The sequence below is a fragment of the Pseudoalteromonas sp. BSi20480 genome, from assembly GCF_000241365.1.
Classification (GTDB): domain Bacteria; phylum Pseudomonadota; class Gammaproteobacteria; order Enterobacterales; family Alteromonadaceae; genus Pseudoalteromonas; species Pseudoalteromonas marina.
Genome location: NZ_BADX01000002.1, coordinates 1 through 15,887 on the forward strand (window position 1 = coordinate 1; position 15,887 = coordinate 15,887).

16 protein-coding genes and 1 pseudogene are annotated in these 15,887 nt (G+C 40.8%); 2 read left to right on the forward strand and 15 right to left on the reverse strand.

Features of this window, described 5'->3' with window-relative positions:
* Nucleotides 1-426: 426 nt before the first annotated feature.
* From P20480_RS17095 to yceD, 14 genes and pseudogenes are all read right to left on the reverse strand, one after another.
* The gene (locus tag P20480_RS17095; RefSeq protein WP_008126309.1) at nt 427-2,286 is read right to left on the reverse strand and encodes an alkaline phosphatase D family protein; all 1,860 of its coding nucleotides are present in this window, start codon (nt 2,284-2,286) and stop codon (nt 427-429) included.
* A 4-nt stretch (nt 2,287-2,290) separates the two neighbouring features.
* Nucleotides 2,291-3,070, reverse strand: coding sequence for a TatD family hydrolase (locus tag P20480_RS17090; RefSeq protein ID WP_008126310.1), 780 nt, complete (start codon nt 3,068-3,070; stop codon nt 2,291-2,293).
* 18 nt (nt 3,071-3,088) lie between these two features.
* The gene (locus P20480_RS17085; protein WP_006792298.1) at nt 3,089-3,415 is read right to left on the reverse strand and encodes a PilZ domain-containing protein; all 327 of its coding nucleotides are present in this window, start codon (nt 3,413-3,415) and stop codon (nt 3,089-3,091) included.
* Between the two features lie 11 nt (nt 3,416-3,426).
* Nucleotides 3,427-4,341, reverse strand: a complete 915-nt coding sequence (locus tag P20480_RS17080; protein ID WP_008126316.1) for a DNA polymerase III subunit — start codon at nt 4,339-4,341, stop codon at nt 3,427-3,429.
* 1 nt (nt 4,342) lies between these two features.
* Nucleotides 4,343-4,969 carry a dTMP kinase gene (gene tmk / locus P20480_RS17075; RefSeq protein WP_008126318.1) on the reverse strand — a complete coding sequence of 209 codons (627 nt, stop codon included), beginning with the start codon at nt 4,967-4,969 and terminating at the stop codon, nt 4,343-4,345.
* A 7-nt stretch (nt 4,970-4,976) separates the two neighbouring features.
* Nucleotides 4,977-5,962: pseudogene (mltG, locus tag P20480_RS17430) on the reverse strand (endolytic transglycosylase MltG).
* Entirely contained in the window at nt 5,962-6,780 is an 819-nt protein-coding gene (gene pabC / locus P20480_RS17070; protein WP_008126324.1) for an aminodeoxychorismate lyase, read from the reverse strand. Before pabC ends, mltG begins: the two are co-directional and overlap by 1 nt.
* 59 nt (nt 6,781-6,839) lie before the next feature.
* A complete protein-coding gene (gene fabF, locus P20480_RS17065) occupies nt 6,840-8,078 on the reverse strand; it encodes a beta-ketoacyl-ACP synthase II (RefSeq protein WP_008126328.1) in 1,239 nt (412 codons plus the stop codon).
* A 276-nt stretch (nt 8,079-8,354) separates the two neighbouring features.
* Nucleotides 8,355-8,591: an acyl carrier protein gene (gene acpP / locus P20480_RS17060; protein WP_006792304.1), complete on the reverse strand. Its 237-nt coding sequence runs from the start codon at nt 8,589-8,591 to the stop codon at nt 8,355-8,357.
* A gap of 249 nt (nt 8,592-8,840) precedes the next feature.
* The gene (gene fabG, locus P20480_RS17055; RefSeq protein ID WP_006792305.1) at nt 8,841-9,587 is read right to left on the reverse strand and encodes a 3-oxoacyl-ACP reductase FabG; all 747 of its coding nucleotides are present in this window, start codon (nt 9,585-9,587) and stop codon (nt 8,841-8,843) included.
* Between the two features lie 10 nt (nt 9,588-9,597).
* The gene (gene fabD, locus P20480_RS17050) at nt 9,598-10,524 is read right to left on the reverse strand and encodes an ACP S-malonyltransferase (protein WP_008126332.1); all 927 of its coding nucleotides are present in this window, start codon (nt 10,522-10,524) and stop codon (nt 9,598-9,600) included.
* Nucleotides 10,525-10,577: 53 nt separating this feature from the next.
* A complete protein-coding gene (gene plsX, locus P20480_RS17045; RefSeq protein ID WP_006792307.1) occupies nt 10,578-11,618 on the reverse strand; it encodes a phosphate acyltransferase PlsX in 1,041 nt (346 codons plus the stop codon).
* A gap of 12 nt (nt 11,619-11,630) precedes the next feature.
* The gene (rpmF, locus tag P20480_RS17040; RefSeq protein ID WP_004587686.1) at nt 11,631-11,801 is read right to left on the reverse strand and encodes a 50S ribosomal protein L32; all 171 of its coding nucleotides are present in this window, start codon (nt 11,799-11,801) and stop codon (nt 11,631-11,633) included.
* Nucleotides 11,802-11,811: 10 nt separating this feature from the next.
* On the reverse strand, nt 11,812-12,336 hold the full coding sequence (gene yceD, locus P20480_RS17035; RefSeq protein WP_008126337.1) for a 23S rRNA accumulation protein YceD: 525 nt from the start codon (nt 12,334-12,336) through the stop codon (nt 11,812-11,814).
* 131 nt (nt 12,337-12,467) lie between these two features.
* On the opposite strand from yceD, the gene P20480_RS17030 reads away from it, so the two are divergent.
* On the forward strand, nt 12,468-13,085 hold the full coding sequence (locus tag P20480_RS17030; protein WP_008126339.1) for a Maf family protein: 618 nt from the start codon (nt 12,468-12,470) through the stop codon (nt 13,083-13,085).
* Between the two features lie 102 nt (nt 13,086-13,187).
* Nucleotides 13,188-14,255: a hypothetical protein gene (locus P20480_RS17025; protein ID WP_008126341.1), complete on the forward strand. Its 1,068-nt coding sequence runs from the start codon at nt 13,188-13,190 to the stop codon at nt 14,253-14,255.
* 125 nt (nt 14,256-14,380) lie between these two features.
* Here the strand turns inward: P20480_RS17025 and rluC are convergent, their stop codons facing one another.
* Complete coding sequence (gene rluC / locus P20480_RS17020) at nt 14,381-15,340, reverse strand: 23S rRNA pseudouridine(955/2504/2580) synthase RluC (protein ID WP_008126342.1); 960 nt, start codon at nt 15,338-15,340, stop codon at nt 14,381-14,383.
* Between the last annotated feature and the right edge of the window lie 547 nt (nt 15,341-15,887).

Below are 15,887 nucleotides of genomic sequence, written 5' to 3' on the forward strand. Positions count from 1 at the left end.
GATTGGGGCTGGGCTTCTAATAAACTTTAACACTATAAAACTCACTGATGGTATAAAGCGATTTAATTTATAAACCATTGTTTTTTATTTATTTTTAAAAAGGAGGTTAAGAGTCCCCGGCTTTAGAGAAGTGAGCTAGTGATTAAGTAAATAGATCCTAATTACTGTTTTATTGTCTTCTCATTTACTCCTCATTTTCTTCTCTTTGTGCAAATGGTTTTAGTTAATTTTTCACAAAGAGGTTAAGAGACGCTCCGCTTTAGAGAAGTGATCTAATGATTTAAGAAGTAGACCGGTAATACCCCCATTTTTAATGGGTTCTCATTTACTCCTCTTTTTCTTCTCTTTGTACAATTGATCTTTTACTAAAAGCTGCGCTTTTAACGTGAGCAAGCTCTACGTCTACAATAAAGGCAATGCCGGGCTTTATTTGTGTTCTAGGTCGAATTCGGTGGTGTGGCCGTCGCCGTGGATAAGTTGATAGCGGGATAAGTCGCCGTTATCTAACGTTATTAGGCTTATTGCGGAGTCGCTTACTAAATACTTTTGGCCTTCACCTAGGGTTTGGTGTTTGTCTACTTCCATGTGCCAGCGTTTGGTGAAGAAGTTAAGCGGGCTTTTGGGGCCGTATAAAATAGAGTCCAGTTTGTCTAGTACATTTATTAACTTCCGCGGGAATTCGTTTTTTATCCCGCTTGCGGTGAGCTGCCATATTCTGTTTGGATGATCGCCAAAGCGCTTTTGCACCGAAAAACAAAACGAGTAATGAACATCGCCCGATAAAATAAGGGTTTCGTTTGGGGTGTCGGTGCGTCTAAAGGTGTCGAGTAGTTTTTTAGCCGAGCCTTCGTGGGCCATCCAGTTTTCTACATCAACCATCAGTGGCTGGCCGCATATATTAAAAGCCGCTTGAATGGCTTCTATTGATTTAACACCAAATACTGGAGCGGGCGATACTATAATGACTTTATCGTGACTGAGTAGGCTTTCTTCAAGCTCTGTAAGGCGTTCCCAATCGAGGAGGCCTGATGGCTCGTTAAAATTACTTTCGTTACGCCAGCGGTGTGTGCGGGTGTCGAGCACCACAACTTTAGGTGTTGTAGTTAACTCGTAATGCCAGTGGTTAAATTCGTTTAGGGGTTTATCAAACGCTTTAAATTGCCATTGGTTATTAGCGCTTAAGCTTTGTTTAAATGGCGGTATTAGCGTGCTTGTTTTTGTTAGCGCGTCGTTACCCATACCTTGAAACATCCAGTAACTAATAAGCCCATTATTAATTATACGTTTACTGCTTGGGTTTTGGTTAATGGCTTGCTCCCACCCTGCGGTGAGGTTCCAATCGTCGGTTACGTCGTGATCGTCAAACATCATTAACGTAGACACATTAGCAAATAATCTTTCTACTTCATTCAGCCCTTTAGCATAGCCAAGTAACGCCGATTTTTCGGCATTAAAAATACGCTGATGCTCTGGGTTTTGCCCGGTGTATTGCACGTTTTGTAAATCAACACATTGCCAGGCAGCGGCGCTTAAATTAAGTAAATAAAGCGCTATAAATTCTTCAAAGTGAATAAGGTGGTTAAATGCTTTTACGCTTGAAAAATGCGGCTCGTCTTTTTTAAGCCAATAACCCACACCCAGTTTTGAGCGCTTTTGCCACGGGGTTTTGGGTAAAAAATGGTGCCTGTTGTATAGCTGTTCATCAATTTTGTTAGGCAGAGGCAACGCCATAGGTTGCTCTTTATAAATACCTAGCTTTTCAATAAGCTGATGAATAACCAATAACATAGGCCCTGCTACATCGTCGGCGTAAACTTGGTCGCCGCTTAACAGCAATAATTGTGCGCCGGGCGTATTTTGGCTGCGCTGAGTGTTTTGCCATTGGCTTGAGGTGACTAGGCTGTCTTTTGCGGGATGATGCGCGTTTCGGCACGAGCCATGTAATATGCTATTTAGTTTATTGGGTATAACAAATGCTGGAGTTACTTGGTTGCTGTAAGCCCAAGCTGATAGGTCAACCTCATTGCCATTTATTATTAATTGATACGCTAGTAAAGTGTCGAGCGCAAAAGGTGTACTTGCCGGTTTTACAACTACAAAGTGTAAATAAAGGCGTTCGCCTAGTGTAATGGTTTGTTGCTCGCTGACACTTTGCGTATTGAGTATATTAATTTGGCTCTGTGCGGGGGTTGACGTTGCAAATACTATGCACACGCCTGTTTGCTCAGCGCGGCGCACCATTGGCCCCATAAGTAACATAGGAAGTTGCGCCGCGTGAGTTGTCATATTATTAGCCTTTAGCTGCTAATTTAAATAGCGAGTAAAAGTTATCGGTGGTGGCTTTAGCTAGCTCGTTAAAGCTAATGCCTTTTAACTCACTAATGTAATACGCAACATCTTGCACGTAAGCTGGCTGATTAGTTTGCCCACGGTGCGGTACGGGTGCTAAATACGGCGAATCGGTTTCTATTAGTAGTCGGTCGAGTGGGATTTTCTTTACCACGTCTTTAAGCTCTACTGCATTTTTAAACGTTACAATGCCTGAAATAGAAATATAAAAGCCCATATCGATGGCTTTTTTAGCCATGTCCCAGTCTTCTGTAAAACAATGCAGAACGCCGCCACAGTTTTCGGCATTGTGCTCGCGCATTAGGTTAATGGTGTCGGCACGGGCGTCGCGTGTATGAATAATTAGCGGCTTTTGTAGTTCGTTTGCTACGTCAATATGACCTACAAAACTGGCTTGCTGCACAGCATGTGTGTCTTTTGCGTAGTAGTAATCAAGCCCCGTTTCGCCTATGGCAACTACTTTATTGTGTGACGCTAAATCAATTAATTGCTGTTTGTTAAGTGCGTCTTTTTGATCGAGCGGATGTACGCCACACGAGGCCGATACATCGTCGTAGTGCTTAATTTTATCAAGCATACTTGGGAACTGGTCAAGCGTAACGCTTACACATAAAAAGTGTTCAACCTGTTTGGCGCGTGCTTGGTCTAGCACTTGGTCTAGGTTTAAATCGAGTTTATCAAAATCAAGACGGTCTAAATGGCAATGCGAATCTACAATCAAAATTGGGCCTGTTTTTTACTACATGGTGTAAGTTGGATTACCGGAGTTTAACATAGTCCCCAGTAGTTTTTCGATCTTGGCGTTTAGGTTTGTTTTGTCGTCTAAAAAGCTAATACCAATCCCTGGCGGGTTTGAGCTTTGTGCGCCCTGCGGGGTGATCCACGCAACCTTGCCAGTGACTATGTCGTCTTCTAGTGCGTCGGGAAGGGTTACACGTAACGCCAGCGAGTGCCCTACTTCGTAACGCATGTTAGTACGCACAAATAAGCCGCCTTTTTTTAAGTAAGGCATGTAACAGCGATATAACTCGTCTAGGTCGTCTATATCTACTAATAGCTCTTGCATGGTTAATCCTTTTATTTATTACGTAAAATGTACGCTAATCGCGATACGGCGAGCGGTAAATTAAGGCCGAGAATTTTGGTGTTATTTTGCAAAAATTCGCTGAGTGCTTGCTGCGCTTCTTGATACGCTTCAAAGCTCATACCTTGTAATAATTGCTGTTTTAATTGCTCGCTTAAAAATAAGGTAAATATACGAACCAGCTCCGGTTGTTTATTTATTATATCGACTAACGCTTTGAAATTATGGCTTTGTTTAAACTCAGTTGCAAACTTATAAAGGATATCTATATTTTGTAACTGGTTTTGCTCTTGCCACTGTTTTACTTGTAATGGCTGGCTATAAAAAAGCGGTAGCCAAGGGTAATTTTGTATTTGTAACGACTCAAGCCATTGCTGCGCTAGTTGTGTACTTGTTACCTTTACGTCGGTTTTAGCGCATCGGCTTAAAATAGTGGCTGGCAATTGCGCAGGTTGGCTTGTGGTTAATATTAAAAACCGGCTATTGCTTGGTTCTTCAAGCGTTTTTAACAAGGCGTTAGCCGCTGCCATGGTCATTTTTTCGCAGTTTTCTATTACCACTACTTTGTTGCCATTTTGCGCCGCTGAGTGGTTCATAAAATCGCTAATGGCGCGTATGTCGTCTACGCCAATGCTTTGGCCGTCTACCTGGGTTATGCGCTTGTCGGGGTGTGTACCCGCAAGGTTAAGGGAGCAGCTTTTACATTGCCCACATGGCGCTAAAATACTGTTTGGTGCGGCTGTTTGCTGGGTAATATTTTGGCATAACAAGGCATTGGCTAGCTCGTCACTTAAGGCAAACTTACCTACCCCCACAGGCCCACAAAACAATTGGGCATGATGAAAACGCTGACCACGAAAGCTTTGTGCTAAGTGTTGCTGTGTTTCATATAGCCAAGGTAGAGACATGTTATTTTAGCTCTTCAAAAAAAGTACGTAATACATTTGTGATATCGCGATGCACTTTATCAATTTCTTGATTGGCATCTACGGTTTTAATAGAGTTGTCGTCGCTTGCAAGCTCTAGGTAGCGCATGCGTGTACGCTGAAAAAACTCAATGGCCTCTTGCTCTATTCGATCAAGTTCACCTCGCCCTTTAGCACGTTCAAGGCCAATTACTGGGTCTATGTCGAGATAAATGGTTAAGTCGGGCTTTAGGCCTTTTAATACCATAGACGATAACGACGCTAGTGTATTTGAGCTAATACCGCGCCCGCCGCCTTGATACGCCTGCGACGATAAGTCGTGACGGTCGGCTAATATCCATTTACCTTTCTCAAGCGCAGGGTTTATTACGTTATGCATTAGCTGCGAACGTGCGGCGTACATAATAAGCAGCTCGGTTTCGAAGGCTATTTCTTCTTCGTGTTCGGCTTTTACTAATGTACGTAACGACTCGGCCAATGGCGTGCCGCCAGGTTCGCGTACGTTAATGTATTCTATTTGTTTTTTGTTTAAAAAGTCTTGGCAAAGTGAAATAGCGGTTGATTTACCCGCGCCTTCTAGGCCTTCTACTACTATAAATTTTGGTTTCATAAACACGTTAATTCTTTTTATTTAAAATATAGGTTTTAACTGCCGCGTTATGTTGTTTTAACGTGGTAGAAAATTGGTGGCTGCCATCGCCTTTTGCTACAAAGTAAACATAGTCGCTTTGTGGCGGGTTTACCGCAGCTAAAATAGCTTCTTTTGATGGCATAGCTATTGGCGTTGGCGGTAATCCATCAATACGGTAGGTATTGTATGGCGTGTGATTGCGTAAATCTTTGTATTTAATATCGCCGTCAAAGTTTTCACCCAGTCCATATATTACGGTTGGATCGGTTTGAAGGCGCATTTTTGTGTTTAACCGATTAACAAAAACCGAAGCAATTAACGGGCGCTCGCTGGCTACTGCGGTTTCTTTTTCAATAATTGAGGCCATTATTAGTGCCTCGTACGCGGTGTTGTAAGGTAAATTGTTAGCGCGTTTTTGCCATGCATCGCTTAGTGTTTGTTGCATGGTTTGTGCGGCGCGTTTTAATACACTGCTTGCGGTATCGTTATGCTGGTAGTGGTAAGTATCTGGAAATAACCAGCCTTCTAACAATGTATCTTCATTTATAATTTGCTTACCTAACTCGTCTAACTTTAGATCGTTATTTAAATTAGGCGCATTTTTAATATTTGCTAATACATCGCGCAGCGCTTGGCCTTCAATAATGGTAAAGCTAAAGCTGATTTGTTGACCTTGGTTTATTTTTTTATGTTATTAATAACACTGGTATTTGAAAGCTCGTAAAGCCCGGCTTTTAAATCGGTTAGTGTGGGGTCTAGCTTTGCAATAACTTGGTAACGCCAACAGCTTTCAACCCAGTTTTTTGCTTGCCATTGCTGGCATAATTTATTAAAACCGGTGCCCTTTTTTACCTCAAATTGCGTGCTTTCGCTTATATTTAGCGGGCTTTGTAGGGTTGCCTGCAATTGCTGATAGCCAATAGCTGTGCTAATGATCGCTAAAAAAGCGACTGATAAAATAACTTTTAACACTAAGCCTCCTTGGCTAATAAATTAGTTAGCAATGCGTTGCTGTGCGCTACATTAAAGCACTGTTGCTCTATGCGATTAACAGGTACTGCATGCATTAAGCTGTTGCATACAAATACAGCATCGGCCATGGTTAAATCGTTTACTGTAATGTGTTTAAACTCAACCGTTAATTTATCACATAACGCTTGCAGATAAACGCCCTTTATACCGCATTCATTGAGCTTTGGTGTAAATACTTTACCGTGTTTAATGGCAAATATATTAGCTGCTGAGGCTTCAATTACCTGGTTGTTGTAGTCGAGCACAAGTACGTCGTCGCAGTTTTGCGTTTGCATGGCTTTTTTAATGAGTACTTGTTCTAACCTATTTAGGGTTTTTAGCCCCGCAAGTAAAGGCTGCGCCGCTAATTTTATTGGGCTTATTCCAAGGCTAACACCCTGCTCTGCAAGCGCATTATAGTTTGCAGGGTATTCAAGCACGCTTACTACAATTGTTAAATTACATTCGCTCGGTAAGTTATATCCACGCCCGCCTTCACCGCGTGTTACGAGTATTTTTAACACGCCCGTTTGCTTTTGTTTTACTTGATTGTGTATGTGTTGCTCTAAAGGGCTAAAGTCGAGTTCAGGAAAGGCTAATCGCTCAGCACATTCAGCTAAGCGGGCTTTGTGGTAGTGCCAATATTCAACTTGCCCATTTACAATTTTTGCTGTTGTAAAAAAACCATCGCCATAGTTTAAGCCTCTGTCGGTTATGCTAACGGCGTTTGATTGGCTGGCATTTATGATTGTTTGCGTATTATTTATTATTTTTTGCATATAAAAAAAGCCCAGTTAAACAACTGAGCTCTTATAAAGTGGTTCGTTGTTAAAAAAGATTATACCTTTTTAAATAGCAACGAGCCATTAGTACCACCAAAGCCAAATGAGTTACACAGTGAATAATCTAGTTTTGCATCGCGTGCTGTATGCGCAATGTAATCTAGGTCACAGGCTTCATCTGGGTTATCAAGGTTGATAGTAGGCGACACTTTTTGATCTTTTAGCGACAATATCGACACGATTGATTCAACTGAGCCCGCTGCACCCAGTAAGTGACCCATCATCGATTTAGACGAGCCAACCATTACGTCTTTTGCAGCATCACCAAAAATAGATTTAACGGCGGCAGTTTCGGCTTTATCGCCAGCGTTGGTCGATGTACCGTGAGCGTTTATGTAGCCTACTTGCTCTGCATTTACTTGCGCATCTTTTAATGCGTTTTCCATTGCAAGGGCTGCGCCTGCACCGTCTTCTGGTGGAGATGTCATATGGAATGCATCGCCACTCATACCAAAACCAACTAGCTCGGCATAAATGTTTGCGCCACGTGCTTTTGCGTGTTCGTATTCTTCAACAACTACAACACCAGCACCATCAGAAAGTACAAAACCGTCACGGTCTTTATCCCACGGGCGCGACGCTGCTTGTGGGTCGTCGTTACGTGTTGATAATGCGCGTGCCGCGTTAAAGCCACCCATACCTATAGGTGTACACGCTTTTTCGGCACCGCCAGCAACCATTGCGTCGGCATCGCCGTAGGCAATCATACGTGCTGCATGGCCAATGTTATGTAAACCTGTCGTACACGCAGTTACAATTGAAATGTTAGGGCCACGTAGTCCGTACATTATTGATAAATGACCCGAGATCATATTAATAATGGTAGAAGGCACATAAAATGGAGATAGCTTACGTGGGCCACTGTTAAGTAACTTAACGTGGTTTTCTTCAATTAGCGTTAGGCCGCCAATACCAGAGCCAACAGCAACACCAATGCGCGTTGCGTTTTCTTCTGTGATTTCTAGGCCTGAATCTTTAAAGGCTTGAACACCCGCTGCTAAACCATATTGGATAAATAAATCCATTTTTTTTGCATCTTTTGGTGGCATATAAGCCGATGCATCAAAGTCGTTGATTAAACCAGCGAACTTTGTTCCAAATTTTGATGTGTCAAAGTGTGTTATTGTTTGTATACCACTTTTAGCATCTAATAAGCCTTGCCAGGTTGATTGAACATCATTGCCTAGCGGCGTCAACATTCCTAAGCCAGTTACGACGACACGACGTTTAGCCACGGTTTGCCTCCAATAAGGGATATTTATAATTTTATTAAAATTTTAACCATTTTAATTTTTAAATGGTTTTTTAATCCAATTAGATTCACAAGGGGATCATCATACCCAAGCAACCTCAAAGTGCGAGTCTCAAACTTGTTTGACAACACATAACGCAAACAAAATTAATGTTAGTTAAATTTGGGGAGTTAAGGTTTGATTTTTGAATCATGAACTTTGAGGTGGTTTGAATACATAGATTAAAGGCAGCGAATGCTGCCTTTAATATACAATTGATTACTCAGCGTGAGCTGTTACGTAATCGATTGCGCTTTGAACTGTAGTGATCTTTTCAGCTTCTTCATCTGGGATCTCAGTGTCAAACTCTTCTTCAAGAGCCATTACTAGTTCTACAGTATCAAGAGAATCTGCACCTAGGTCATCTACGAAAGAAGATTCGTTTTTAACTTCTTCTTCTTTAACACCTAGTTGTTCAATGATAATTTTTTTTACGCGTTCTTGGATATCGCTCATTCTTCTTTCCTTTATTAAAACGCCAATGCGTTATTTTCAGATTGCGGGGTAGTTTACGCCGCATAATTCTCTGATTCAATGATTTGACCGTAAATAATTGTCTGGTCAAACCTCTGAGTGTGTGTTTTCCCTGTTATCGCTTATTTTAATAGCAATTTCAAGTATGTTTAAAGCAAGTTCACAAATAATTCAATGTTTTTTAGTGAATTATGCCAACTTAATTTTACTTTTGTAATGGCTATATGGTTATTAAACCATATACATCGCGCCATTTACATGCAAAGTTTCACCTGATACATACGCAGCAGCGTCAGATGCTAAATAACACACTGCAGCTGCAATTTCGTCAGGCTGACCTAAACGACCCGCTGGCACATTGGCTAAAGTGGCTGCTTTTTGGTCATCGGTTAGCTCGTTGGTCATATCTGTTTGGATAAAACCCGGTGCAATTACGTTCACTGTAATACCGCGTGAGGCAACTTCGCGTGCTAATGATTTAGAAAAACCAATAACACCTGCTTTAGCCGCAGCGTAGTTAGCTTGCCCTGCATTACCCATAGTGCCTACTACCGAACCAATATTAATGATACGGCCGTTCTTTTTCTTCATCATTGGGCGTAACACTGCCTTAGACAAACGGAAAATAGAGCTTAGGTTGGTGTCGATAATATCGTCCCACTCGGCTTCTTTCATTCGCATAAGTAAATTGTCGCGCGTTATACCTGCGTTATTTACTAGTACGTCAATATCACCTAAGTCGGCTTTTATTGCTGCCAAAGTAGCCTCAATTGAAGCAGGATCGGTGACGTTTAATGCATAACCTTTACCGTTATCACCTAAATAGTCACTAATGTTAGCTGCACCTGACTCGCTTGTTGCTGTACCAGCAACTTTTGCGCCTTGTGCAACCAGCATAGTTGCAATTGCTTTACCAATACCACGGCTTGCGCCTGTAATTAGGACAACTTTGCCCTCTAAAGAAAATAAGTTAGACATTTTTTTACTCTTATTTAGCTGTATCAATTGAAGCGGCGTCGTTTACTGAGCCACATACCATTGCTTTATCAATTCGTTTTGCCAGGCCTGTTAATACTTTACCCGGACCAAATTCGTAGCTTTGCGTTACACCTTGCGCTACTAATGCTTGCACGGTTTCTGTCCAGCGTACTGGGCTGTATAATTGGCGTACAAGTGCATCTTTAATCGCGTTAGCTGAACTTTCTGCTTTTACATCTACATTATTGATTACATCACACTTAGGTGTATTAAATGTTAAAGCGGCTAAATCATTCGCCAGTTTTTCTGCTGCCGGCTTCATCAGTTCGCAGTGCGAAGGCACACTAACCGATAGCGGTAATGCGCGTTTTGCGCCCGCTTCTTTACAGGCTACTGAGGCTCTATCTACTGCCGCTTTATGCCCGGCTATTACAACTTGACCTGGTGAATTGTAGTTAACTGGCGATACAACTTCGCCTTGCGCCGATGCTGCACACGCCGCTTTAATTTCGTCGTCGCCTAAACCAATAATAGCCGCCATAGATCCCACACCTGCAGGTACGGCTTCTTGCATGTACAAGCCACGGTTTTCTACTAATTTTACAGCTTCGCTTAAACTAATTACGTTACTGCATACCAGTGCTGAATATTCACCTAAGCTGTGCCCGGCCATGACAACATCGGCGTCTGAGTTTTTAGCTAACCAGTCGCGATAAATCGCAACACTTGCGGTTAATAATGCAGGTTGAGTTCGGTGGGTTTCGTTTAGTTTTTCTTCTGGACCGTTAAGAACTAACGCTGCTAAGTCGTATCCCAATGCGGTTGATGCTTCTGCAAACGTTGATTTTACAATGTCGGAGGTTTCTAGGAGCGCTTGTAACATACCTACGCTTTGCGAACCTTGACCTGGGAATAGAAGTGCAATTTTTTGTGCCATACTTTGCTCTTTTTAATTAAACAAATAAATAATGAAATACACGGCACATCAATTTACTGATTGGCCACCGTGTCTTTAGAATGTGTTTTTTCGAAAATAGCGGCTATTTTAGTGGGAAGTTGGCGTTCAACTTCTTTTACCGCTTCATCGATTGCTGCTTGAAATGCTTTAGCTGAGGCATTTCCATGGCTTTTAACGACAATACCGCGCAATCCTACCAGAGAAGCACCGTTATACTGGTCGGGGTTCACCCTTTTATAGAGTTTTTTTATGATTGGGCTTAGCATAAACGCCATACATTTATATAAAAGGTGTTTTTCGAGGGCTTTTGAGAACTTATTCATGATAAGTTTGGCTATGCCTTCACAGGTTTTAAGGGCAACGTTGCCAACGAACCCTTCACATACGATAACGTCGGCCTTGCCTGTAAAAATATCGCTGCCTTCACTGTAGCCAATATAATTTATATGCGGACTTTGCTGCATTAATTGTGCGGCATGTTTTATGTCGTCGTGACCTTTTATGTCTTCGGCACCAATGTTTAGCAAACTTACCCGTGGGTTATCGCAGCCAAGCGCTTGGCCAGCAACCACTGAGCCCATTAAGCCAAATTGGTAGAGTATTTCGCTATCGCAATGTACGTTGGCGCCTAGGTCGAGCAAATAAACTGGATTTTTACGCTCTGTAGGTACCGATGAAATAAGTGCGGGACGTTTTACACCGGGTAACATTTTTAATACGTAATGCGCCATAAAAAATAATGCGCCAGTATTACCTGAACTTACACAGGCTTGAGCCTCGCCTGATTTAACTAAATCAAGGGCAACGCGCATTGAGGAATCTTTTTTAGAACGAACAGCAACAGCAGGTTCGCAGGCATTGGTGACTATTTCACTACAGTGACGAATTATGAGTCTTGGATGAGATAAAGAATCGAGGGATTCGAGTTCTTTAGATATAACTTGCTCGTTACCACACAGTATAAGTGTAAGGTTGGCGTGAGCGTTTACTGCACTAACAGCAGCAGGAATAGATGAACGGGGGCCGTAATCGCCCCCCATCATATCTAACGCTATGGTTAGATTATTCAGCATCAAAGCAATCTCTTAGTTAGAAATTACTTGAACGCCTTTGTAGTAACCGTCAGCAGTTACATGGTGACGACGATGAGTCTCACCTGAAGTTTGGTCAACTGTTAAAGTTGGACCGTTGATCGCATCGTGTGAACGGCGCATGCCGCGTCTTGCACGAGACTTTTTGCTTTTTTGTACAGCCATTAGTCTTCTCCTAAGAATCTTTCTTAAGTTGTTTCAAAATATCAAATGGATTTGGTTTATCATCTTCCGCTTTTAATACACCAAAGCTGGCAGGCTTTGACGAGTAATTGCACGAAGCTTCGTTGTGTGTAGGCACTAATGGCACCGCTAAAATTAGTTCGTCTTCGATTAACTCAAACACGTTAATTTCACCGTTTTCATCAAGCGCTACTTCATCGTAGTCTTCTGGAAGATCATCCGACTCAGCATCCAAACCAATTGGCGAATACATAAAGTCTTGATCCAAATCCAACCCTAAATCATCATTACAACGTTGACAAGTTACAGTAACGTGTGTGGACAAATTGCCGCTAATCACAACTAAACCTTGCTCATCGTTTTTGCACTGAATTTTTACCGCTATTTCACCTACTTCTTCCTGTACAACACCTCGTAAACGAGTCAGTTTTTCAAGCGGTACAATACCATCGTATGATAAACGGTGTTGCGCTGCTTTCCCAGGATGAAGAGTGAAGGGAATTTTTACCTTTTGCATAGGGGCTGCATCATATAGATAGTTAGTTTGTTAGTCAAAGTAAAAAACCATTTTTACTAGGTTTTTCACGTGTTTTACTCACGGATCTGATTTATCCTAACTCAATCTGATTTATCTTAGGAAAACCATTCATGAAGCACTCGCTTATTTTAGCCTCAAGCTCGCCTTTTAGGCAGTCTTTATTACAAAAATTTAATTTACCGTTTGAAACCTTTTCGCCCGATGTTGACGAATCAGCCCTTGAAAACGAAACACCCAATGAGTTAGTTAAGCGTTTAAGTGAACTTAAAGCTGCTGAAGCTATTAAACATTTTAACGAAGGTTTAGTTATTGGCTCTGATCAAGTGGCTGTGTTTAATGACCAAATTTTAGGTAAGCCGCACACTAAAGAAAACGCTGTAAAACAATTAAGCTTATTTAGTGGACAAACCGTAACTTTTTTAACGGGATTATGTGTTTTTGATATTCAAAGTGGGCAAAGCAAAAGTGTTGTTGAGCCATTTAATGTGACCTTTAAAACACTAACAACAGCACAAATTAGCGCATACTGCGATGCAGAACAGCCTTATAACTGTGCGGGTAGCTTTAAAAGTGAAGGACTCGGCATTTGTTTATTTGAAAAACTAAGCGGTGACGATCCTAATAGTTTAATTGGTTTACCACTCATTAAACTCAGCCAATTATTAGCTGAGTTTAATGTTGATGTATTGAGCCTACAAACTAAATACATTAATAAAAACAGTAAATAATTATTTAAAGTAACGTTGAAAAATTACCAACTCATACTTTACCGACCTTATTGTTGATGATAAGTTGATTTGAGTGAAAATTAAACAAAATGGAACAAAATAATGAAATGGATATTTATACTTTTTTCACTCACTTTTAGTAGCTTTAGCCTCGCTGCAACAGTAGACGTTTATGCTTGCGACTCTTGCGATTATGATAAAGCGGTTGTAATTGCTAAAAAACATCCCAAACTTCCTAATTGTCGTTGGGAACCTGTAAATGGAGAACAAATTGAATTCGGCAGTTCTTTCTTCATTTGTGATACCTCATCAACCGATTTAATAATTGCAAACGCAAGAACTAAAAACGCTTTTAAATTTAATGTAAAAACCACAAACATTTCATCTACAACACCTGATTACGGCTACAGATCAACAGTCAAAGACTTATCGCTGTCTTCTGCAGAAAGTGATTTATTACATGAGTTTTATACTATAGACCAAGATTTTAAAAATGCAGTATCAAGTGTGGGCACCACAACTTTTAACTCAACTCAACTATTTGCTCAATTAAATTTTAGTTCCAATGATAATAGCTGTACAAGCCATCCTACTGGTTACTTTGACAATCTTCGTACCAAAAATGAGATACATGATTGGTTAACTTCAAAAATAACAGAAAAATTAGCTGGGGCGGCTTGGTTTGACTTTTTTGAGGATGCTGATTTTACAGGCGGGGGGCTGACTCTAAGCAAAGGCGGTTTAGGATTCCAAATCAGTTTACAGCATAATGAAATTGGTAATTTTGTAACTAAAGTTTATGAAGACACTAACAACATGCTAAATTTTGAAGTCAAGTATCATGGTGAAATTGACTTAAATGGAGACCGTAAATTAGCGTTAAGTTATAAATTAAATCGTGGTGTATCAACGATTGATGGAATAAGGATGAATATGTTGTTCGCGCCAACTGTTGATTTATCAGGTACGTTAATTTCTAATTGTTTACGTGACTTCATAGAAAGAAACAGTGAAGGAGTAGAAATAATAACCCCTGGAGGTGGTACTGTCGGAGACCCCGGTGATTCATCAGGTGCTGGTATGTGTCTTAAAAAAGTAAAAACAACCGTTTGTTCAACAGATCACAATGGGGTTTCATGTACTAGGAGTATTATTAACATACCTTGCTAAAATGTGTTTTTATTTTGTGTATTGAGCATTATTTTTTAAAATTTAATGGAATGAGTCAAACGCGTAGATTTTTATTATATTAAAATTTACGCGTTTAAATTTTTACTTTTAAACGCCTATTATCGTCACTCTTTCTGTGCTCTAAGTTTTATTAAACAGCTTGATAGCGCTTTATCAAGGGGTGCCTCAACGCGCATGGTGGTTTCGTTTTTAGGGTGATAAAAACTTAAATCGTGGGCGTGTAAAAATAAGCGATTTAAACCTACTTTGCGCATTCCTGCGTCAAACGCTTGGTCACCATATTTATCGTCGCATGCAATTGGATGCCCTTTACATTGTGTGTGTACGCGAATTTGATGCGTTCGCCCTGTTACTGGCGACGCTTGTACTAATGAGCATTCGTTAAAACGCTCTAGTACTTTAAAACGAGTATGCGACGGTTTGCCTTCAACGTTGTCAACACGTACAACGCGCTCGCCCGATTTGAGTGTATTTTTGCGCAGGCCTTCGGTTACATTTTTAGTTTTACCATCCCACTGCCCGTCAACTAATGCCCAGTAGTTTTTTTCCATGGTTTTTTCACGAAGTTGCTCGTGCAACGATGTTAAAACAGATCGACGTTTTGAAATAAGTAAACACCCCGATGTATCGCGGTCAAGCCTGTGCACTAGCTCAAGGTTACGCTCTTCAGGGCGAAGTACGCGTAGCGCTTCTATTAAGCCATAACTTAAACCACTGCCGCCATGAACTGCCATGCCCGACGGTTTATTTATAACAATAAGGTATTTGTCTTCAAATAAAATATCGTCTTCAAGGCGCGTTACTTTATCTAGTTTTGAAGGTACAAACTCTTCGCGCTCAGCCACTTTTATAGGTGGGATACGAATAACGTCGTCTAACTGTAATTTATACACTGGCTTAATGCGTTTTTTATTTACACGCACCTCGCCTTTTCTAAGAATTTTGTAGATTGCGCTTTTAGGCACCCCTTTTAAATGGGTAATAAGAAAGTTATCAATTCGCTGACCTAAATGGTCTTCGTTGATCGTGACAAAAGATACTTGTAAGCCGGTTTTTTCTGACATTGCCTAATCACTGATTTAAGTAAAATAATTTAGTTGCTAACACTGTTATAATAGTGGGATAATCAGCAGCGCAAATATTTAGTATTTGCAAATAACAACGGTGCTTTTTAACTTAACACATTAAAACATTCGTGATGCACATTCTGGGTAGCCGATCATACAGATCCGAGTTAAGTTTTCCAAAGCTTTTATACATACCTAGTAAACACGTGCGGTCAACTAACAGCAATGCGCGTAATATATTGCAGGTTAAGTTTGAACATGAAGTGGTTTTTAATGCGATTGATAAAGCAATGAACAGATAATTTGTCTGATAGTGACGGTGTAAAAAAACGCCGTTCAGCAACTGCTCAATTATTGTAGTACCGTAAAGCAGCTTATTTAGAACTAAAAAAGTCTAATAAATAAGTATTCATTAACATCGGCAGCGAATTTTGCTCTTAAACCAGGATTTAGCGATACATCACACTGTATTGCTCACCCACTTAATGAGCCCTACGCGCCTAATATGAATGACATTTAATAAGATTGATATGACAGGCCGACT

Coding starts and splice junctions, on each gene's coding strand:
- rpmF (WP_004587686.1), bottom strand. CDS start 11,801: ATGGCTGTACAAAAAAGCAAAAAGTCTCGTGCAAGACGCGGCATGCGC.
- fabD (WP_008126332.1), bottom strand. CDS start 10,524: ATGGCACAAAAAATTGCACTTCTATTCCCAGGTCAAGGTTCGCAAAGC.
- rluC (WP_008126342.1), bottom strand. CDS start 15,340: ATGTCAGAAAAAACCGGCTTACAAGTATCTTTTGTCACGATCAACGAA.
- P20480_RS17085 (WP_006792298.1), bottom strand. CDS start 3,415: ATGCAAGAGCTATTAGTAGATATAGACGACCTAGACGAGTTATATCGC.
- plsX (WP_006792307.1), bottom strand. CDS start 11,618: ATGCTGAATAATCTAACCATAGCGTTAGATATGATGGGGGGCGATTAC.
- P20480_RS17030 (WP_008126339.1), top strand. CDS start 12,468: ATGAAGCACTCGCTTATTTTAGCCTCAAGCTCGCCTTTTAGGCAGTCT.
- pabC (WP_008126324.1), bottom strand. CDS start 6,780: ATGCAAAAAATAATAAATAATACGCAAACAATCATAAATGCCAGCCAA.
- yceD (WP_008126337.1), bottom strand. CDS start 12,336: ATGCAAAAGGTAAAAATTCCCTTCACTCTTCATCCTGGGAAAGCAGCG.
- acpP (WP_006792304.1), bottom strand. CDS start 8,591: ATGAGCGATATCCAAGAACGCGTAAAAAAAATTATCATTGAACAACTA.
- P20480_RS17095 (WP_008126309.1), bottom strand. CDS start 2,286: ATGACAACTCACGCGGCGCAACTTCCTATGTTACTTATGGGGCCAATG.
- fabG (WP_006792305.1), bottom strand. CDS start 9,587: ATGTCTAACTTATTTTCTTTAGAGGGCAAAGTTGTCCTAATTACAGGC.
- P20480_RS17025 (WP_008126341.1), top strand. CDS start 13,188: ATGAAATGGATATTTATACTTTTTTCACTCACTTTTAGTAGCTTTAGC.
- P20480_RS17080 (WP_008126316.1), bottom strand. CDS start 4,341: ATGTCTCTACCTTGGCTATATGAAACACAGCAACACTTAGCACAAAGC.
- tmk (WP_008126318.1), bottom strand. CDS start 4,969: ATGAAACCAAAATTTATAGTAGTAGAAGGCCTAGAAGGCGCGGGTAAA.